General features: G+C 63.2%; 19 protein-coding genes. 11 read left to right on the forward strand and 8 right to left on the reverse strand.

The window, feature by feature from the left end; all coding sequences use genetic code 11:
* Positions 1-42 precede the first annotated feature (42 nt).
* Together LPB072_RS02215 and LPB072_RS02220 are read right to left on the reverse strand one after the other, a co-directional pair.
* The gene (locus tag LPB072_RS02215) at positions 43-969 is read right to left on the reverse strand and encodes a DMT family transporter (protein WP_066088961.1); all 927 of its coding nucleotides are present in this window, start codon (positions 967-969) and stop codon (positions 43-45) included.
* Between the two features lie 231 nt (positions 970-1,200).
* A complete protein-coding gene (locus LPB072_RS02220; RefSeq protein WP_082876848.1) occupies positions 1,201-2,250 on the reverse strand; it encodes an acyltransferase family protein in 1,050 nt (349 codons plus the stop codon).
* Positions 2,251-2,467: 217 nt separating this feature from the next.
* Here LPB072_RS02220 and LPB072_RS02225 point away from each other — a divergent pair, with 217 nt between their 5' ends.
* Positions 2,468-3,676: an MFS transporter gene (locus LPB072_RS02225; protein ID WP_066088954.1), complete on the forward strand. Its 1,209-nt coding sequence runs from the start codon at positions 2,468-2,470 to the stop codon at positions 3,674-3,676.
* A gap of 10 nt (positions 3,677-3,686) precedes the next feature.
* On the opposite strand, the gene LPB072_RS02230 is transcribed toward LPB072_RS02225, so the two are convergent.
* Positions 3,687-5,291, reverse strand: a complete 1,605-nt coding sequence (locus LPB072_RS02230; protein WP_082876847.1) for a chloride channel protein — start codon at positions 5,289-5,291, stop codon at positions 3,687-3,689.
* Between the two features lie 124 nt (positions 5,292-5,415).
* Between LPB072_RS02230 and ssb the strand changes: the two genes are divergently transcribed.
* The 6 genes from ssb (at position 5,416) to LPB072_RS02265 (ending at position 10,823) form a co-directional block, all read left to right on the forward strand.
* Positions 5,416-5,919 carry a single-stranded DNA-binding protein gene (ssb, locus tag LPB072_RS02235; protein ID WP_066088952.1) on the forward strand — a complete coding sequence of 168 codons (504 nt, stop codon included), beginning with the start codon at positions 5,416-5,418 and terminating at the stop codon, positions 5,917-5,919.
* Between the two features lie 78 nt (positions 5,920-5,997).
* Positions 5,998-6,603, forward strand: a complete 606-nt coding sequence (locus LPB072_RS02240; RefSeq protein ID WP_066088949.1) for a class I SAM-dependent methyltransferase — start codon at positions 5,998-6,000, stop codon at positions 6,601-6,603.
* Between the two features lie 33 nt (positions 6,604-6,636).
* Complete coding sequence (locus LPB072_RS02245) at positions 6,637-7,956, forward strand: DUF3422 family protein (protein ID WP_066088946.1); 1,320 nt, start codon at positions 6,637-6,639, stop codon at positions 7,954-7,956.
* A 772-nt stretch (positions 7,957-8,728) separates the two neighbouring features.
* Positions 8,729-9,868, forward strand: a complete 1,140-nt coding sequence (locus LPB072_RS02255; RefSeq protein ID WP_066088940.1) for an NAD(P)/FAD-dependent oxidoreductase — start codon at positions 8,729-8,731, stop codon at positions 9,866-9,868.
* A complete protein-coding gene (locus LPB072_RS02260; RefSeq protein ID WP_066088937.1) occupies positions 9,865-10,323 on the forward strand; it encodes a group II truncated hemoglobin in 459 nt (152 codons plus the stop codon). The genes LPB072_RS02255 and LPB072_RS02260 overlap by 4 nt, the downstream gene beginning before the upstream one ends.
* Positions 10,324-10,361: 38 nt before the next feature.
* Complete coding sequence (locus tag LPB072_RS02265; RefSeq protein WP_066088934.1) at positions 10,362-10,823, forward strand: PaaI family thioesterase; 462 nt, start codon at positions 10,362-10,364, stop codon at positions 10,821-10,823.
* Between the two features lie 50 nt (positions 10,824-10,873).
* Here the strand turns inward: LPB072_RS02265 and LPB072_RS02270 are convergent, their stop codons facing one another.
* Positions 10,874-11,287, reverse strand: coding sequence for a DsrE family protein (locus LPB072_RS02270; RefSeq protein ID WP_066088931.1), 414 nt, complete (start codon positions 11,285-11,287; stop codon positions 10,874-10,876).
* Positions 11,288-11,423: 136 nt separating this feature from the next.
* Between LPB072_RS02270 and LPB072_RS02275 the strand changes: the two genes are divergently transcribed.
* Positions 11,424-12,146, forward strand: a complete 723-nt coding sequence (locus LPB072_RS02275; RefSeq protein ID WP_066088927.1) for a class I SAM-dependent methyltransferase — start codon at positions 11,424-11,426, stop codon at positions 12,144-12,146.
* A 6-nt stretch (positions 12,147-12,152) separates the two neighbouring features.
* On the opposite strand, the gene LPB072_RS02280 is transcribed toward LPB072_RS02275, so the two are convergent.
* From LPB072_RS02280 to mnmA, 4 genes are all read right to left on the reverse strand, one after another.
* Positions 12,153-13,883: a SulP family inorganic anion transporter gene (locus LPB072_RS02280; protein ID WP_066088923.1), complete on the reverse strand. Its 1,731-nt coding sequence runs from the start codon at positions 13,881-13,883 to the stop codon at positions 12,153-12,155.
* 43 nt (positions 13,884-13,926) lie between these two features.
* Positions 13,927-14,823, reverse strand: a complete 897-nt coding sequence (locus LPB072_RS02285; RefSeq protein ID WP_066088919.1) for an MBL fold metallo-hydrolase — start codon at positions 14,821-14,823, stop codon at positions 13,927-13,929.
* A 77-nt stretch (positions 14,824-14,900) separates the two neighbouring features.
* A complete protein-coding gene (locus tag LPB072_RS02290) occupies positions 14,901-15,542 on the reverse strand; it encodes a peroxiredoxin (protein WP_066088916.1) in 642 nt (213 codons plus the stop codon).
* Positions 15,543-15,693: 151 nt separating this feature from the next.
* Positions 15,694-16,812, reverse strand: coding sequence for a tRNA 2-thiouridine(34) synthase MnmA (gene mnmA, locus LPB072_RS02295; protein WP_066088913.1), 1,119 nt, complete (start codon positions 16,810-16,812; stop codon positions 15,694-15,696).
* 163 nt (positions 16,813-16,975) lie between these two features.
* Between mnmA and LPB072_RS02300 the strand changes: the two genes are divergently transcribed.
* From LPB072_RS02300 to LPB072_RS02310, 3 genes are all read left to right on the forward strand, one after another.
* Positions 16,976-17,803: a dioxygenase family protein gene (locus LPB072_RS02300; protein WP_066088910.1), complete on the forward strand. Its 828-nt coding sequence runs from the start codon at positions 16,976-16,978 to the stop codon at positions 17,801-17,803.
* Between the two features lie 24 nt (positions 17,804-17,827).
* Positions 17,828-18,298 (forward strand): hypothetical protein, encoded by a 471-nt coding sequence (locus LPB072_RS02305; RefSeq protein ID WP_066088907.1) that lies wholly within the window; start codon positions 17,828-17,830, stop codon positions 18,296-18,298.
* A gap of 172 nt (positions 18,299-18,470) precedes the next feature.
* Positions 18,471-19,535, forward strand: coding sequence for an extracellular solute-binding protein (locus LPB072_RS02310; RefSeq protein ID WP_066088904.1), 1,065 nt, complete (start codon positions 18,471-18,473; stop codon positions 19,533-19,535).
* Positions 19,536-19,542 lie beyond the last annotated feature (7 nt).

Here is a 19,542-nt window from a genome sequence, read left to right on the forward strand (position 1 = left end):
CCCATGGCGGGTAGACCTTGACTTGCAGTGGCGGGCCGGGCCTCAGCTTCGGCGAGGGCGCAGCACCATGGCCATGAGCAGGCCGAGTGAAACCAGCATCAACCCGGTCAACTGGGGCGGGGTGGGCCACTCACCCGTCACGGGGATGCCAATGAGAATGGTGGCCGCCGGCACCAGGGCGGGGAAAATGCCAGCCCGCGCCGCGCCGAGCAGTTCGGCGGCCCGGGTGAAGCAGACCACGGCCACCACACCGGCAAGCACCCCCTGAATCAGTACCTGGATGAGCAGATCGGCGATGGGCATGGCGCCGATGCGGCTCAGATCCTGGGTCAGCAGGTACACCGGGATGATGAACAGGGCCGACACCGCCGAAATGGCCGCAGTGGCTGGCAGCGCTTTGACCCGCCAAAGGTTGGTCAATACCGTGAAGCTGGCCCACAGCAGGCCGGCGAAGGCAAACATGGCGTCGCCGAGCGGTGCCTGGCTGGTGCCCTCGAACAGGCCGGGCCCTGCGATCACGGCCAGTCCCACGACCATCACGCCGATGCCAAGCAGGCGCGCACGGGGCGGCCGGTCGCGCAGCACCCAGGCGGCCAGCGCGGTGGTGCCCATCATGGCAAAAGCCGGCTGGATCACGGCGCCGTGGGCCAGAGGCGTGAAGGCATAGCCTCCGGCGCCCAGCAAGATAAAGAGCGGACCGACCAGCACCGCCAGTGCAATGCCCTTGGGCCAGCCGACACCTGCCAGCGTGCGCGGCTGGTGCAGCAACAGCCAGGGCAACACGACCAGACCTGCACTCCCGTACCGGAACAGGGCGAAGTCCATGGCCGCAAGTCCCTGGGTCATGCCCGCGCGGGCGAAGGCCAGCGAGCTGCCCCAGATCAACACCGCCCCCAACCCGAACAGTAGGCCTTTGACGGGGTCGGACAAACCTGTTCTTTGTTCGGGCTCGGTGGCGATTTCGGTCATGCCGAGGGTCCTTGAAGAAACACTTGGCAGAGCAACCTGTCTGTGCGTGGGGATGTGGGCAACCAGATCGGGGCGCCGTGGCGTGGTGCGTGGGGCAACCAACCTGCTGTGGGCGGATGCCCTGAATCGGTCAATGATGCCCGACCTTGCCCTCGCACAGGTGTCGCGTGCGATCATTTGCCAGGCATGGCAGTCCGCTATGGGGTGCCGACCGTTATGAGGTGGGCTTGTTCAAGCCGGCTTGGGACGGGTGATGCGTCTGGCTAGGGCCATGCCCGGCGCTTCGACCAACCGGTGCATCACAGCGGCGCAGAGCGCGATCAGCAGGCCAATCACCACCAGGTTTGCGGCGCCCAGCCCCCCAAACTTGTGATGGCAGTAGACGATGATGGGGAAATGCAACAGGTAGATGGAATACGAGACCTTGCCCGTCCAGGCCAGGGGTGCGATTTCAAACGCGGGCAGCCCCAGGACGGCCAGCATGAAGGCGGCCATGCCCAATCCCGAAATCAGGAGGGAAAAGGGTGTGAGCCCTATGTAGACCGGCAAAAGGGCGAGCAATGCGAGCGACACGGCCCATGGCAACCACTTGGGCACGGAGGCCAGGCGATCACGGTAGAAATAGAGCAGTGCGCCCCAGCCGAAGTGCAGAGCTTGAGCCGGGAAGCCGGCTTGGACAAACAACTGGATCTGGCCAGGCGTGTGGGGGCGTTGAATTTCGGAAAAGCGCTGGGCAAAGAGCGCATCGAGCCGACCCGTGGAAGCCAGCCATGTCCAGCTGGCAGACACGGCAAGCAAAATGAGCAGCACGGCCCAAGGGCGCTTTCGGCCGACCCAGACGATCAATGGTGCGAGCAGGTACCACAGAACTTCGATCGTGAGCGTCCAGCTGACACTGAGCACGTCAAAGTCAATCAAGGCCACAGGGTCGAGCTGTTGCAGGTTGAGCAGGTTCAACAGGAAGGCAATTGGATTGTCTTGGACTTGGGCCCAGGCGATGCGCCGCCCGACAAAGCCCACGAACAGGTACGCGACCCAGTAGGCGGGGAAAATGCGCAAGATGCGGTGCCACGCATAGCTGCCCAGCGGATGCCGCGATGCGCTGTCGGCAATCAGGTAGCCACTGAGCACAAAGAACAGCTGCACACCGAGCAGACCGCCATAGGTGTTGAGGTAGGGGATGCCCATGCCTGTATGCACGTGCACGTGGTGCACCAGTACGCCGACAATCGCCAGTCCGCGGAGGTGGTCAAAGTGTGCTGTGTGTCGGGGCTGGGTCATGTGGCTGCTGGCTGTCGCCACGAACTTGGCCCTGAGGGCACGGTGGCGGGCTGATGGTATTGCATGCGGGGCCGGGAGGGGGGCAATGCGGTTCACGCACAATACGAGACCCGCCGCTGAGAGCGGCGATCTGGCTCACCATGCCTTTGACTGACCTGCCGTGTCTACTTCTACCCCGAACCATTCTCCCGCTACCGATACGCCTGACGCCAACCGGATGACCGGCGCAGAACGCAGGGCCAGCGCTTCATTGGCGCTGGTTTTTGCCTTGCGCATGCTGGGGCTGTTCATTGTGTTGCCGGTGTTCGCACTGGAGGCTGCGCGCCTGCCCGGTGGTGACGACCCTGCCCGCGTGGGTCTGGCTATGGGCCTGTATGGACTGACACAGGCGTTTTTGCAGATTCCGTTTGGCCTGGCATCGGACCGCTTCGGGCGCAAGCCCGTCATCGTGGCGGGGTTGCTGGTTTTTGCCGTGGGCAGTGTGATCGCGGCCTGGGCCCCGGACCTGACATGGCTGGCCGTCGGGCGGGCGGTTCAAGGGGCGGGCGCGATTTCGGCTGCGGTGACGGCGTTTCTGGCCGATGTCACGCGCGACAGCGTGCGCACCAAGGCCATGGCCATGGTGGGTGCCAGCATCGCCTTGATGTTTGCCGTCTCTTTGGTGTTGGCGCCACTGCTTGCCGGCTGGGTGGGGCTGTCGGGCATCTTTTTGCTCACCTGCTCATTGGCGTTGGTCGGCATTGCGGTCGTGATCTGGGTTGCGCCCGCCGAGCCCCGCGAACACCAGTTGTCAGCGGCTGGGCAGATCAAGGGGGCCGGTCTGGGTGAGGTGCTGCGCCATGCGGGGTTGATGCGGTTGAATCTGGGCGTGTTTGTGCTGCATGCGGTTCAACTCGCCATGTGGATGGCGGTGCCCGCGCTGCTGGTGCAGGCGGGGCTGCCCAAGGCCGAGCACTGGCAGGTCTATTTGCCTGCCGTGGTGGCCTCGTTGCTTGTCATGGGCGGCGTCTTGTTTCCCATGGAGCGCAGGGGCCAGTTGCGCTCCGCTTTTCTGATCTCCATTGGTTTGATCGCCGCGGTGCAAATCGGTTTGTGGTGGGTGGCGCAGGCGTCGGCTTTGAACGCCACTGACTCACCGGGGTTGTGGCCGCTGGGTCTCCTGATGTTTGTGTTTTTTATCGGCTTCAACATGCTGGAAGCCAGCCAGCCCAGCCTGGTCTCGCGATTGGCGCCAGCCCATGCGAGAGGCGCGGCACTGGGGGTTTACAACACGCTGCAGTCGCTGGGTTTTTTTGCCGGCGGCGCGATGGGCGGCTGGCTCGCCCGCACCCACGGCCCTGCAGGGTTGTTTGTGGCGTGTGCCGTGGCTGCGTTGTTGTGGCTGGCGCTGGCCTGGCCCATGCAGGTGCCGCCACCCCGTCGCTAAGCGTTCGGGCTCAGCGGTTTTCCGGTTTCGTTTCAGTGGGCGGTGGCTGCGCCGCATCGCCCGGGTCGACCGGCGCCTCGTCTCCGGTGTGGTCAAACAGCCCGCCTTGAGGCGCAGTCTTGTCGGCGACCGACGGTTTTGCTGGCGTCTCCGGGGCCACCTGGGGTGCCACGTTGCTCGGCAGTACCGCTTCGGGGCTGCCCTCTTGTGGTGTTGCTGAAGCACCGCCATCGGCCGTGACCGCATCGGCTGGCGCCTCGGCTGCGTCCGTTTCTGATCGTTCGGGGGGTTCGTTCGTTTTGAACACGGCATTGATCATCAGGCTTGAGAGCGTGTGATAGAGCGGGCGACTGATCAGGCGGGCGATGAGGCTGGCCAGCATCGCCGCCGCCATCAGGCTCAGAACCATGGACCGCCCATTGATCATCTCCATCACGATGATGAACGACGTCAGTGGAGCTTGCGTGGCTGCCGCAAGGTAGGCAGCCATGCCCAGTGCGATCAGGCTTGGCGCCAAGGCGCTGTTGGTGCCAGCAAAAAGCTGCGCCACATCGTGGCCGACACCTGCGCCGATCGACAGAGAAGGGGCAAAAATGCCCCCTGGCACACCGCTCCACGAAGTGATCCAGGTGGCTACGAATTTGAGGAGCACGTAGAGTCGGGAAATATCACTTTCACCCGCCAGCATGTTGCGCAACTCATCGGCGCCGGCACCATAGGTTGCACCGCCAGATACGATACCGATCGCCGCCACAGCCAGACCCGCGCCCGCGGCAAAACGCACAGGTTTCTTGTGGCGCCAGCGGCTGAAGCGGTCGGGAAGGCCCTCAATTGAAGCCGCGAGCAGGCGCGCGAACAAGCCGCCCAACAGGCCACACACCACCACCACCACCAAGCCGGGCCAAAAAGCAGCCCAGCTCAACCTCGGAACCGCAATGGTGCCGAAATAGGTCAGGTTGCCAAAAAACGAAATACTGACCAGACCAGCCACCACGATGGCCGAGATGATCACGCTGTTGTTGCGCGAGTCCATGCGCTTGGAAAGCTCTTCAATCGCAAAAACCACCCCTGCCAGCGGGGCGTTAAAGGCGGCTGCGATTCCGGCGGCACCACCGGCCACCAACAAGGCGTGGTCGTTGATGGCAGAGCCCGGGCGCAGCCAATGCCGCGCGCCGTGCATGACCCCGGCCGCGACTTGAACCGAGGGACCTTCCCGGCCGGCTGACAAGCCTGCGAGCATGGTGATGGTGCCCAGGCCCATCTTTGCAATGGTCAGGCGGAACGAAACAAAATGGCGGCGGGCGGCTGAGTTGACCTCTGGATCAATGGCCGCCATGACCTGTGGAATCCCCGAACCCGACGCGCCTGGAAAAAACCGGCGCGTGGCCCAAACGATCAAGGCGGTGAGCGTGGGCGTCCAGATCAGAACACCCCAGGGGTAGAGTTTGTTCAGGTGTTGAAACCACTCGAAGGCGGCTTCGCTGAGCAGGGTGAAGGCCACAACAAACAAGCCCGCCATAACGGCATAACCCAGCACGATGCTTCGGTCCAGCCACGCACGGCCATCGTGCAGCTCGTTGCGGATATTCTGGAAAAAATCGGGTTCGCGGTTCATGTTGGGCGCCTCTATTGTGGCATTTCATGTTCCGGCAGGCGCTTGCGGCACAATCCTATGAGTGACTTGGCGACATTCTGCGGCCGGGTCCTGATTTTTTCTAAGCCAGCTCAAGGAACCCGCCATGGCCTCCGTTAACAAAGTGATCCTCGTCGGCAATTGTGGCCGCGACCCCGAAATCCGTTACCTGCCTTCGGGTCAGGCCGTGGCCAACGTCAGCGTGGCCACCTCCAGCCGCCGCAAAGACAAGAACAGCGGAGAGATGATTGAAGACACCCAGTGGCACCGCGTCACGTTTTACGACCGGCTGGCAGAGATCGCCGGTGAGTATGTCAAGAAGGGCCGTCCCATTTATGTGGAAGGGCGCTTGAAATACGGCACCTATGTCGACAAAGCCACGGGTGTGGAAAAAAACACTGTGGACATCATTGCCACAGAAATGCAGTTGCTCGGAGGCCGTGAAGGCATGGGTGGCGAGGGCGGTGGTGGCGCAGGCGGTGGCGGTGGTTACTCGCGCCCTGCGGCCGCGCCGCGCCAGGCTCCGGCCCGTTCGGCGCCAGCCCCCGCGCCTGCCGCCGCTCGTCCGGCCAGCGGCTTTGACGATATGGACGACGACATTCCATTCTGATCAGGATGTGAACCGTTGGTGCGAACCCGTCCGGCTCAGGCTTGGCGGGTTTTCCTTTTTCTTGAATGGGCCTTCCCCATGAGCCATTTCTGGGATCAAAATTTTTCTGTGCCGGGGTACAAGTACGGCACCGCACCGAATACCTTTCTCGCCGGGCAGGCGCATCGCATTGCGGCCGCTGGCAAGGTGCTGGTACCGGGTGATGGCGAAGGGCGCAACAGTGTGTGGCTTGCGCAGCAAGGCTGCCAGGTGACGGCCATGGACGCTTCGGAGGTAGGGTTGCAGAAAGCCCTCACGCTGGCCGCAGAGCGCGGCGTTGCCGTACAAACCGTGTGGGGTGATCTGGCCGAATGGGCACCAGCACCTGGTCAGTTTGATGCCGTGGTACTCATTTATGTGCATCTTCCAGAACCGATTCGCCTGGGCGCACACAGGCGATTGGCTGCCGCATTGCGCCCTGGTGGCTGGTTGCTGCTGGAGTGCTTCCACCCAGGTCAGCTGGCGCGCAGCAGCGGGGGGCCCAAAGACGAGAGCATGTTGTACACGCCAGCGATGCTGGACGCCGACTTTGCCGGGCTGCTTGAGCCGGAGATGGCTTGGGATGGCGAGACGTTGCTGTCTGAAGGCCCTGGTCACCAGGGCCTGGCCCACGTCACCCGCTGGATCGGGCGCATGCCACGCTGACGCGCCGGATCGGGGTCGGGGCACAATCGCTCCATGGATTCTCCTAACCCTTGGCTGCCCGCCAACGATCCCCAGCGCACACTGCTGCACAACGAAGTGCACGCGCGTCCGCCGGCCCGCATTCATTTGCCCGCGCTGGTCACCTATGTCGCCGTGTTCAACCAGGCGCTCACGCGCGACGAAGAGTGTGCCCATTTGCAGCAGCTACCGGGTCAGGAAGGTCTGACGCCCGAGGCTTTGCAGGCCAACTTCCTGCGCATCCGTTGCCCCGGCTACACCCTGAAATGGGAGCGCCACACCGAGTTCACGCGGTACTCGATCGTGCAGGAACTGCCTCCGGGCTGTGGGCTGGAAGCTTGCGAACCCGATTTGCTGGCACACCTGATCACCCCACCGGGCTGGCTGGCTGGTATTCCTGGGCGCACGATCGCCGCCATTCAAATGGCCATGGTCGAGGCGCCCATTGACCCGCAGGGCGACTCGCTGGCGCGCGCACGCCGCTGGCTGGGTGACCACACGGTGGTGGCCTCGCTGATGGGCAACAACGCGCACTCCTTGGCTGTGACCGATTTCATGCTGCGTCCATGCGGCTTCGAGCGCATGCTGGTGGTCGCACCGGGAGGCACCTCGCAAACCCGTGCCGGGCGCATTGCAGCGCGGTTGTTTGAACTGGAAACTTACCGGTTGATGGCGCTGCGAGCGCTGCCGGTGGTCAAGGACTTGGCGCCTCTGCTTGCCGACTCCGAGCGCCAGCTGACCGACATCACGGCGAAGCTTGAAAACAAGAGCACCTCGGACCAGGCGCTGCTCGATACCCTGGTTTCCTTGGCCGGCGGCGTTGAACGCGCCACAGCCGAAAACGTTTACCGCTTTGCCGCCACCCGCGCCTACGATGCCCTGGTGTCCCAGCGCATGGGCGAGTTGCGCGAAGCGCCCATTCCGGGCACCCAGACACTGGGCGAGTTTTTGCAACACCGGTTGAAGCCCGCCATGGCCACCGTGGCCGCGACAGCCCAGCGCCTGGCGTCGCTGTCGGAGCGCATTGCGCGCACCAGCGCCTTGCTGCGTACCCGTGTGGACATTGCCACTGAACTGCAGAACCAGGAACTGCTCGCCAGGCTCACGCGCGGGCAGGACATGCAACTGCGGTTGCAAAGCACGGTGGAGGGCCTGTCCATCGCGGCCATTTCCTACTATGTGGTGAGTTTGCTGCTCTATGTGGGCAAGGCCGGAAAAGCCGCGGGTTTGCCGATCAACCCGGAGATGGCTGCCGGCGCGCTGATTCCGCTGGTGTTGTGGGCCGTGTGGCGTACCACCAAAAAAATCCACGAAAAGCTGCATGCGGAGCACTGAGCACTGAGCACTGAGCACCTAGTGCTCGAAGTGGGCACCGCTCAAGGGCAGTGGTTGTACCGATCCTGCGCATCCTTGTGACCCAGCCGGGCACGCAAACGGCGGCGTGCATTGCCCGGACTCGATGGGTTCGCAGCGCCTGATGCTGCAGAATGGCCGGCCCTCTTGACGGTTGCGACCTCGTCAAACCCGCCCATGACGCCAACAGACGGGTTCACGCGATGCGATGTCTGGCCCCCAGGCAAAGCGCTTTTGTGGCGCGTCCACCCATTCAGGCATCTGCTTGCGCTCCATCCATTGGTCGAGGATCCCATGCTCGGGGACCGGCGGAGGACGGGCATGCGCAGTGTTGCGTTGATCGCGAACCCCCGCGAAGGCTGGTGGTTGGCCAGAAGATGGGCGCTCATGAAAGACGCGCTGTCGAGTGCAAGCAAGGTGTCCGCCGACGCACGGATGGCGGGCTTTCTGAGCTCGCCGATGGGAACTTGGCCACCTCTCCGCCAAAAGAAAAGAATGAGGCCATGCAAGTGATTTTCAATCGTCAGACGCGGCTGAACAGGGCGGTCTAGGCTGTGTTTGCATGGCTGAAGTCCAGACACGGCCCGGTTTCATTCTGAAAGCTTGAAGGCCGCGAAAGAACGCAGCTGACCTGGGCAAGTGGTTCGACCCATTGAGCAATCTCAAGGACAGCCGGTTGAATACCGCCCATAGTTGAATGTGGCGGTTTGCCCGCTGCCACGCCATGCATTTTTCTGAGCACACTGGAGACCCTATGAAGCCCGAGCTTTTCCGCATCACCGTCATAGGGGCCGGGTTCGGCGCGCTCTCCTCTGTGCGCGAAATCCGCCAGCGCGATCCCAATGCCGAAATCACTTTGATCGCGCCGCGCGCAGAGTTGCACTACCTGCCGGGCATCATCTGGATTCCATCCGGGTTGCGCACGCGCGAGCAACTTACCGTGCCGCTGGGCAATTTTTTCCGACGCATGAAGGTGCGCCACGTGGTGGCCGAGGTGACCGGGCTGCGCGAATGCGGGCGGGTGGTGGACACCACCGCGGGCGAGGTGACGAACGACGCCCTGGTGATCGCCAGCGGCGGACGCTTCATCAAGAAGCTGCCCGGCATCGAGCACGCCATCACGCCCTGCGAAGGCATTGCCGCCGCCGAAAGAATCCGCGACCGGCTTCGCGAAATGCAAGGCGGCACCATTGCCATCGGTTTTGGTGGCAACCCCAACGAACCCAGTGCGGTGCGCGGCGGGCCTATGTTCGAGTTCCTGTTCGGCATCGACGAACAGCTCAAGCGCGAAGGGCGTCGCGACAAGTTCGACCTGGTGTTCTTCAACCCCTCCAAAGAGCCCGGTGCGCGCCTCGGTCCGAAAGCGGTGAAACACCTCCTGGCCGAGATGGTCAAGCGCGGCATCCGCACCCATCTCGGTCACAAGATGAAGCGTTTCGATGCCGATCGCGTCGTCACCGAAGGCGGTGAGTTCCCCGCCGATCTCATCTTGTTCATGCCCGGCATGACCGGCAACGCCTGGTTCGACCAGACCGAGCTGGCGCGGTCCCCCGGGGGCTTGCTGCAGGCCGATGCGTTGTGCCGGGTTGTTGGCAGCGAGCATGTCTACGTGGTGGGCGATTCAGGCAGTTTCCCCGGCCCCGCCTGGATGCCCAAGCAGGCGCACATGGCCGATCTCCAGGCCGCCGCCGCGGCCGAAAATGTGCTGGCGGGTCTGCGCGGTGAGACGCCCCAGGCCACGTTCAAGGTCGAGCTCATCTGCATCATCGACGCCATCGACCACGGCACGCTGGTGTTTCGCAATGAGCAGCGCCAGATCGTTTTGCCCTCGACGCGCTTGTTCCACTGGGCCAAGCGCTATTTCGAGGGTGTTTACCTGAAGAAGTACCGATGAACAACACCGCTTCCAACCCCTCCCCGGTCAACGCCAGCGCGACCACGATTTACGCTGCCTTGGGCGGTGCCGATGGCATCCACAAGCTGGTGAACCGTTTCTATGGGCTCATGGACGAACTGCCCGAGGCCTACACGGTGCGCCAGATCCACCCCGAGAGCCTCAAAGGCAGTGCCGAGAGCCTGTTTGAATACCTGTCGGGCTGGTTCGGCGGGCCCCAGCTCTACACCGCCAAGAAGGGCCACCCCCGCTTGCGCATGCGCCACGCGCCCTATGCGGTGGGGCCGGTCGAACGCAACGAGTGGTTGCTGTGCATGACCCAGGCACTGACCGAGCAGGTGGCTGATCTGCCCCTGCGCGAGGCTTTGATTGACCGCTTCACCCAAATGGCCGATCACATGGTCAACACCGCGGCAGGCGCCCAGGGCTGCGGCCATGCGGTGCAGCGCGCCTGAAGCCTATTCCAATACCCACTCACTTTCAGGAGACATCCATGGACGCTTTTCAAGACCACTATCCCGAGAACGTGTCGCATTGCTACGGTTGCGGCAGCAAGAACAAGCACGGCCACCAAATCAAAACCCATTGGGAGGGCGACGAAACGGTGACCCGGTTCACGCCCGAGCCGTATCACACCTCGGTGCCGGGCTTTGCCTACGGCGGCTTGATCGCCTCGCTGATCGATTGCCACAGCACGGGGACCGCGGCCGCCGCGATGTACCGCCAGGAAGGGCGCGACATGGATTCGTTGCCAGCGTTCCGCTTCGTCACGGGTTCGTTGCATGTCGACTTCCTCAAGCCCACGCCGTTGGGCGAGCTGACCCTGCGCGGCACAGTGAAAGAGATCAAGGGCCGCAAGGTGGTGGTGGAATGCACCGTGTTCGCCGGCGATGTCGCTACCGCGCGCGGCGAGGTGGTGGCGGTGCAGATGCCTGAGAGCTTCGGACAATCCTGAATCAAAAAACGGCACCCCGAAGGGTGCCGTTTCGAATCACCTGGAGAGGCTCAGAAACCCAGCGTGTGCATGCCGGGTTTGATCAGGTGGGCCGCCACATCGGCCGGTTTGGCCGGCGTCACACCCTCGATCAAGTCGGTGGCCTTGTGGCCCGTGTTGGGCAGGTACAGCGCGCAGACCTCCACCTTCGCACCGGCCTTGATCAGGCCTTGCAGCATTTGCTGGGTGGTCACATCCTTGGGTTTGAGATTGGACAGTTCCTGACCGGTCACGGCGATGTCGGCGGCCTTGTCGCACAGCAATACGCGCACACTGGCCTTTTGCTCCAGCGCCTGCCCGGCGAGCACCAGGCCGGCGCCCTGTGCCATGGCGTTGCCACTGTGGATGTTGACGAAGAGTTCCTCGGCGTGCGCAGCGCCCATGGTCAGCAGGGTGGCGGCGCTCAGCGCGATCAGACGTTTCATACAGAAAACTCCTTGAGTGTGTGAAGGGGAAACAGACCGGTTACATGACCGGTTCAGCCCATTCTTCATATACTCCGTGTGGTATCCATGAGAAAACGCAAGCCCCCTCAAAATCCATGGCATTGAAAGGTACAACATGAACAACAACGCCGCATTCGACCCCGATCAATTGCCTCTGGTGCCCGATGAGCTGGATGTGTTGTCTGAACTGGTGCCGTTGCAGGCGCAGGCCATCATTGAACTGGGCTGTGGCGCGGCCCGCTTGGCGCGGAGTTTGTTGACGCGCTGGCCAGGGTGCAAAGTCACGGGGTTGGAGGTGGATGCGGTGCAGCACGCCAAGAATCTGGCCCATCCACAAGCCGGTTTGACCTTCCTGGCTGCGGGTGCACAGGCTGTGCCTTTTGTCGATGCGTCCTTCGATCTGGCGCTGATGCTCAAGTCGCTGCACCACGTACCCATGGCGGCGATGGACCAGGCGCTGGGCGAAGTGGCGCGTGTCTTGCGGCCAGGCGGGTTTCTGTACGTGTCCGAACCGATTTATGGCGGCGCCATGAACGAGCTGGTGCGCCTGTACAACGATGAAGGCGTGGTGCGACCGGCTGCTCAAGCGGCGCTGGACCGTGCCTTGGCGACCGGCCAGCACTGGGAATCGATCACCGAACGGCGGTTCGCACAAGCGGTGCATTTCGCCAGCTTTGAAGATTTTGCCCAGCGCATGATGTACCCCAGCTTTGCAGACCACAAGGTCGATCAAGCCTTGCTGGACCGGGTGGGCGCAGCCTTCGAGCCGGACTGTGGTGAACAAGGCGCAGACTTTGTGCGGCCCATGCACGTGCGCCTGTTTCGACGCAAGGGCTGAACGGGCTCAGTGCGGCGGCTGGGTCAGCGCTGTCACGGCCTGGTGGTGTGTGAGAAACACCCGGCCGGTCAGGTGTTGCAGGAAATCGCTGCGTTCAAGCCGGTCCATCACGGGGCCCTTGACCTCACTCAGGTGCAGCTTCACGCCAGCGTCCTTGAGGCGCAGTGTGATGGCTTCCAGGCTCTCCAGTGCGCTGGCGTCAATGGCGTTGACGGCGCTGCACTGGAGCACCACGTGTTCGATGTCCGGGTGCGCCGCCACCTCGGCCGCGATGTGGTCTTCCAGCGGCCGCGCATTGGCGAAATACAGGCTCTCGTCCACCCGCAGACCGAGCACGCCGGGATGGGTTTCAACGGTGTGGCGCAAGACGTTGCGGTAGTGCTCCGTACCAGGCACGCGACCGACCGTGGCGATGTGTGGTCGGCTGGTGCGCCAGAGGTGCAGCAGCAGCGAGACCCCCACGCCGGCCATCAGGCCCGCCTCGATACCGACCGTCAGGGTCAGGACAAAGGTCAAGGCCAGCGCGGTGAAGTCGGTGCGGGCATAGCGCCAGGTGCGCCCGAACGCATGCACGTCCACCAGGGTGAGCACGGAAGCCACGATGGTGGCGGCCAGGGCCGTCTGGGGCAGGTGGTAGAGCGCCGGCGTGAGCAACAGGGCCGCCAGCAGCAAGCCGATGGCGGTGTAGATACCGGCGGCGGGGGTGCGCGCGCCTGCGTCGAAGTTCACCACCGAGCGCGAGAACCCGCCCGTGACCGGGAAGCCGCCGGTCAGACCCGCGGCGATGTTGGCGGCGCCCAGGCCCCGCAATTCGGCGTCGGGTTCGATGCGTTCACGCCGTTTGGCCGCGAGCGACTGACCAAGTGACACCGACTCCACAAACCCCACCAGGCTGATCAGCAGGGCCGCGGTGGCCAGCTGTTGCACCTGAGGCCACAGGTTGGTGTTCAGCGTGGGCAGGGTGAGTGGCGGCAAACCGCCCGGCACCGCGCCCACGACGCGCAGTCCACCGTCTTCCAGGCGCAACCCCCAGGCGATCAGCGTGGCCACGGCCAAGGCCAGCACGGGCGCGGCCTTGGCGATCACATCGGCGGCCATGGGCCGAAGGCCCAGCGCGCGCAGGCGGGGTTTGAACGAGTGGCGCGCCCACACCAGAAAGACGAGGGTGAGCAAACCAATGGCCGCGGCCGGCCCTTGCCATTGGCCGATGTGTTGGCCAAGGCTGGTCGCGAGCTGCGGCAGCGTCTGGCCTTGAAGGGGAATGCCCAGCAGGTGTTTCAACTGGCTGGCCGCGATCAGCAACCCGGAGGCGGAGACAAAACCGGAGATCACCGGGTGGCTGAGGAAATTGGCGATCACGCCCAGCCGCAGCGCGCCCATGAGGAAAAGCATGATCCCGCTCATCAGCGTCAACAACGCCACCGCGGCCACATAGCCCACGCTGCCCGCCAGGGCCATGGTGCCCAGCGCCGAGGCCGTCATGATGGACGTGATGGCCGCGGGGCCCACGGCCAGCGTGTTGCTGGTGCCGAAGATGGCGTAGGCCACGAGCGGGAGCATGCTGGCGTACAGACCCGTCTGGGCCGGCATGCCTGCGAGCAGGGCGTAGGCCAGGCTTTGCGGGATCAGCATCAAGGTGACCACAGCCGCGGCCACGCCATCGGCCGCCAGGTGCTCGGCGCGGTATTGCGGCGCCCAGCGCAAGATGGGCAGCCAATGGGGCAATGGGTTTTTCATGGAGGATGCACCTGAGCCGGGTTGAGCCGCGTGCTTCAGTGGGTCAGAGCGCGTTGATCGGGATCTTCAGGTAGGTCGTGCCATTGTCTTCGGCGGGCGGCAGGTGGCCCGCGCGCATGTTGACCTGAACCGCCGGCAGGATGAGAACCGGCATGGCCAGCGTGGCATCGCGTTTTTGCCGCATTTCGACAAAGGCGGCCTCGCTCACGCCATTGCGCAGGTGCACATTGTTTCCTCTCTGTTCGGCCACGGTGGTGATGCAATGCGGCTTGCGCTCGTCGGGCGGGTAGTCGTGGCAGAGGTACAACTCGGTGTTGTCGGGCAGGGCCAGTACGCGCTGTATCGAGCGGTACAGCGTGGCCGCGCTGCCGCCGGGGAAGTCGCAACGGGCGGTGCCGTAGTCCGGCATGAACAAGGTGTCGCCAACGAAAGCCGCGGTGCGCAGCGGGTCCACGCTGTGGTCGCGCACCACGTAGGTCATGCAGGCGGGTGTGTGGCCGGGCGTGTGCATCGCGGTGAGTTGCAGACCGCCGATCTGGAGGTGGTCACCGTCTTTCAGCAGGCGATCGAACTGGCTGCCGTCGCGCGCAAATTCGCTGCCCGCGTTGAACAGCTTGCCGAAGGTGTTTTGTACGGTGGTGATCTGCGCGCCGATGGCGAGCTGGCCACCCAGACGTTCCTGCAGGTAGGGCGCGGCGGAGAGGTGGTCGGCATGCACATGGGTTTCCAGCAGCCACTGCACGGTCAGGCCGAGCTCGCTGACGCGATCGATCAGGCGATCGGCGCTGGCGGTGCTGGTGCGGCCGGATTTGGGGTCGTAGTCGAGCACGCTGTCGATCAGCGCAGCTTGGGCGCTTGCTTGGTCCCAGACGATGTGGCTGAAGGTGAAGGTCGCGGGGTCGAAGAAGGACTCGATGTGCAATCGCGAGGGGGCGGTCATGGGGTGCGTCTCCAGGTGTTCGAGAGAAAAAAAGGCCCAGCCTTTTCAGGTGGGCCTTTGCTGAGGACTCAGGCCGCTTACAGCGACTTGGTCGAGTAGTACCAGTCCACCGTGTTGTAGCCTTCACCGGCGCGCTTGGCGACGGCATCAGCGGTCTTGGGCGGCGGCACGATCACATCGCAACCGGGTGTCCAGCCTTCGGGCGTGGCAATCGCGTTTTTGTCGCTGGTCTGCATGGCTTGCAGCAGGCGCACGAACTCTTCGATGCTGCGACCGTTGCTCATGGGGTAATAGACCATGGCCCGCAGGATGCCGTTGGGATCGATGAAGAAGGTGGCGCGCACGGCCTGCGTGTCGGCTGCACCGGGGTGCACCATGCCGTAGGCGCGGGCCACATCCATCTTGATGTCTTCAATGATGGGGAAGCTGATCTCCACACCAAACTTCTCTTTGATGCTTTGCGTCCAGGCCAGGTGCGAATACAGGCTGTCGATGGACAGGCCGAGCAATTCACAGTTCATGCTGCGGAAGGTATCGGCGTGTTTCTGGAAGCCGATGAATTCGGTGGTGCAGACCGGCGTGAAGTCGGCGGGGTGCGAAAACAGGATGAGCCACTTGCCCTTGTAGTCGGCCAGACTGCGGTCGCCGTGGGTGGTCTTGGCGTTGAAAGCGGGGGCCGCTTCGTTGAGGTGGGGGAATGTGCTGACAGCGGTGTCCATGAAAAACTCCTTGGGGTGGGTTGTTGAAGCGGTCGATCAAGGCCGTTGCTTGTTCGATGGCTTCAGTATCTATACCCCCAGGAGTTTATTTGTTGACAAATGTCAAGGGTGCGGTTGGCATTCTCAATCGACCCGATAGCCGCTCGCCGACTCAGAATTCGGTGGTCGCGTCGCTGGTGATGATGCCGCCGCCCAGGCAGATTTCGCCGTCGTAGACCACGGCGCTTTGACCGGGCGTGACGGCCCATTGTGGGTCGCTGAAGTGCAGCGTGAAGTTCTGATCGTCGCGGGCTTGCAGAGTGCAGGGCGCGTCGGCCTGGCGGTAGCGCGTTTTGGCGGCCAGGGCGCCGGCAGGCGGTGCGTGACCGGCCACCCAACTGGTGTTCTGCGCGTTCAGCGCCGGCGACATCAGCCAGGGGTGTTCGTGGCCTTGCACCACCCACAGCGTGTTTTTCGCGATGTCTTTGCGCGCGACGAACCAGGGCGCGTGTTCGTTGCCGCCTTTCTGCGCACCCTTCTCCTTGACGCCGCCAATACCCAGCCCTTGCCGTTGGCCCAGCGTGTAAAAGCTCAGGCCAACGTGTTTGCCGATCGTGCGACCGGTCGGGTCCTTGATCGGACCGGGCTCTTTGGCGATGTAGCGGTTGAGAAACTCTCGGAACGGGCGTTCTCCGATGAAGCAGATGCCGGTGCTGTCCTTTTTCCTGGCGTTGGGCAGTCCGATCTCGGCGGCGATGCGGCGCACCTCGGTTTTGGGCAGCTCGCCCACCGGAAACAGGGTCTTGCTCAGCTGGGCCTGGTTGAGACGGTGCAGGAAGTAGCTCTGGTCTTTCAGCGGGTCCAGACCTTTGAGCAGCTCGAATGTGCCATTGTTTTCGCGAACGCGGGCATAGTGCCCAGTGGCGATTTTCTCGGCGCCCAGGCGAATGGCGTGGTCGAGGAAGGCCTTGAACTTGATCTCGGCGTTGCACAGAATGTCGGGATTGGGCGTTCGCCCGGCCTGGTATTCGCTCAGGAATTCGGCGAACACGCGGTCCTTGTATTCGGCGGCAAAGTTGACGTGTTCGATCTCGATGCCGATCACGTCGGCCACAGAGGCGGCGTCCACGAAGTCGATGTTCGACGAGCAGAACTCGCTGTCGTCATCGTCTTCCCAGTTTTTCATGAAGATGCCGATGACCTCATAGCCCTGTTGTTTGAGCAGCCAGGCGCTGACCGCAGAGTCCACGCCGCCACTCAAACCCACCACCACACGCTGTTTGTTTGCCATGGTGGGATTATCGCGCTGAGCCGAAGAAACCCGCTGGACCAGGTTTGTAAGGGCCTTCAAATCCTTTCACGTTTGTGACCGTGTGGCGCGGTCGATAGCGGGCGATGAGCGCCTTACAGTGGTGTCAAGCCATCTTGGCTCGTCCATTCAACGGAATCGCACCATGTCCCGACCGCCTGTCGTCTTTGTTTCCCACGGGTCGCCTACCTTTGCCATCGACCCCGGCGTCGCAGGCCCAGCCCTCACGGCTTTGGGTCAGCGGTTACCGCGCCCGGAAGCGGTGCTGATCGTGTCGCCCCACTGGATGACCCGCGACCCAAGGGTGAGCACCTCGGCGGCCCCGCCGACCGTGCACGACTTCGGTGGCTTTCCGCAGGCGCTGTACGAACTGAAATACCCCGCACCTGGCCACCCGGCACTGGCCGAGCGCGCCATCGAGGTGTTGCGCGCTGCCGGTTGGGCTGCCGAGGCCGATCCGCAACGCGGCCTCGACCATGGCGCCTGGGTACCCATGCGTTACCTGTTCCCGCAGGCCGATGTGCCGGTTTTCCAGGTGTCCTTGCCAGCCCGCCTCGACGGCGCCCAGGCCTATGCGTTCGGTCGGGCGCTGGCGCCGCTGGCCAACGAAGGGGTGCTCATCATGGGTTCGGGCAGCCTCACGCACAACCTGTATGAAGTCCGTTTTGACGCCCCCGACGCGCAAGGTGAGGCTTATGCACTTGGTTTTGCCACATGGATACGGGAAACGCTGATCAACCACGACCACGAACGTCTGCAGCAGACCATGGCGCTGGCGCCCGAGGCGCAACGTGCCCACCCCACGCCCGAACACCTCTGGCCGCTGATGGTGGCAGCGGGTGCGGCGGGCGCGGATGCCCCGGTCAGCCGCATTGAAGGCGGCATGAGCTTTGGCGTACTGTCAATGGATGGGTTTGTGTTTGGCGACCTGTCTGTTTCGATGGCTGCGCCGCTTGCGGCCGAAGCGGCCTGAGCGCTCGCTGGTGGCAGCTTCGCGATGACACACCCTGTTTTGGGTATCGAGGTGGGTGCCCAATCCACCCTGGCCCGCCTCCAGCGGCCCGACGAAACCCCTTTGCATTGGGATTTGCCCATTGGCTTGGCCAGTCTTTGGGTGTTGGGCGCGCCATCTTCTGCGCCTTCGCCGCTGGCGATTGAAAATGCCATCCAGGCGGTGGAAGATCAGATTGGATTGGTGCAACGCCATCTGACCGGGGAAACGGTTCTCGCCCTGGCAGTCGAGAACCTGAGCACGCTTCGGCGCGGCGGTGCCATGTGGAACACCGAGGGCGGGCCGATCACGCTGGCGAGAGTGGAGCAGGAATACCAATGGTTGGCAGCGCGCGCCATGGGTGCACCGTCGGCGAAGGGCACAGTTTTTGATGCGGCCTCGGGCGACGCGCTCATCCTGATCTTGCGCGAGTTCATGCACCATCTCGGGGTGAATGAACTGCAAACGTTCGACTGATCGTCCGGGAATGACAGGCTTGCGTCTGTCACGAAACCTTCACGCACTTGACTTATTCTGGCCTTTGCCGGATTCTGCAGTGCTGCAGGTTTTGGTGATGGCTGGCACGGACCGTGCGAGCTGTTTGTGCATTTCAACGTTTCATCCAACTTCCCCGAAAGCGAGTCTTCCCATGAAGATCAAGTTCACGACCCTTGCCCTGGCCGCCGCGGCTTTGATGACCAGCGCGGCCCACGCCGACGACAAAACCTTGCGTCTGCTGACATGGAGTGACTATGCGCCGAAAGACGTGATCGAGCAGTTCACCAAAGAGACCGGCTACACCGTCGAAGTCACCACCTCGAACAACGAAGAGATGATCTCCAAGCTGCGCGCCACCGGCGGCGCTGGCTTTGACCTGGCACAACCCAGCCAGGACCGCATCGCCGGCCCCCAGGCCGAGTTCCGCATCTACAAGGCCATGGACATGGGCAAGCTCAAGTCCGAGCTGTTCATTCCTTCCATGCTGAAGTCCACCGAAAAGAACACCACGGTCAAGGGCAAGATCTATGGCGTGCCGCACATCTGGGGTACCGATGGTCTGGCGGTCAACACCAAGTCTTCCAAAGTTGTGGATTACGCTGACCTGTGTGCACCCGAGAACGCCGGCAAAGTCAGCATGCGTCTGAAGCGCCCAACGCTGATCGCTTTTGCCTTCGCGTCGGGCAAAGACCCGTTTGCCCTGTACAGCCAACCGAAGGCCTACGGTGCACTGATGGAGGATGTGGGCAAGACGCTAACCGCTTGCAAGGCCAATGTGAAGTTCTACTGGGACAGCAAGGACCAGTTGCTGACCGGCATGCGTTCGGGTGAGTTGACCGCCGCCATGATGTGGGACACCGGCACTTGGGGCCTGAGCAAGGAGACGCCCGAGATCAAATACCTTGCGCCGAAGTCGGGTGCCCTGGGCTGGGTAGACACGTTCGCCATTCCCGCCAAGGGCAAGAACGACGCCGCCGCATACGCATGGATCAATTTCAACATGCGGCCCGAAATTGCGGCCAAGGTTGCCGGCGCAGTGGGCAACTTCACCGCCAGCAAAGGTGCCGACCAGATGATGGATCCGGTGCTCAAGAAGCAGTTCGCCGAAAGTTTCCCTGAAGCGGCGCTGGACAACATCAAGTGGTACCCCGCTGTGCCACCGGGCATCGAGGACATCGAAGGCCGTGTGCTCGATCGCATCAAAGCCTCCAAATAAGCCTGTC

The organism is Hydrogenophaga crassostreae (assembly GCF_001761385.1).
GTDB lineage: Bacteria > Pseudomonadota > Gammaproteobacteria > Burkholderiales > Burkholderiaceae_C > Hydrogenophaga > Hydrogenophaga crassostreae.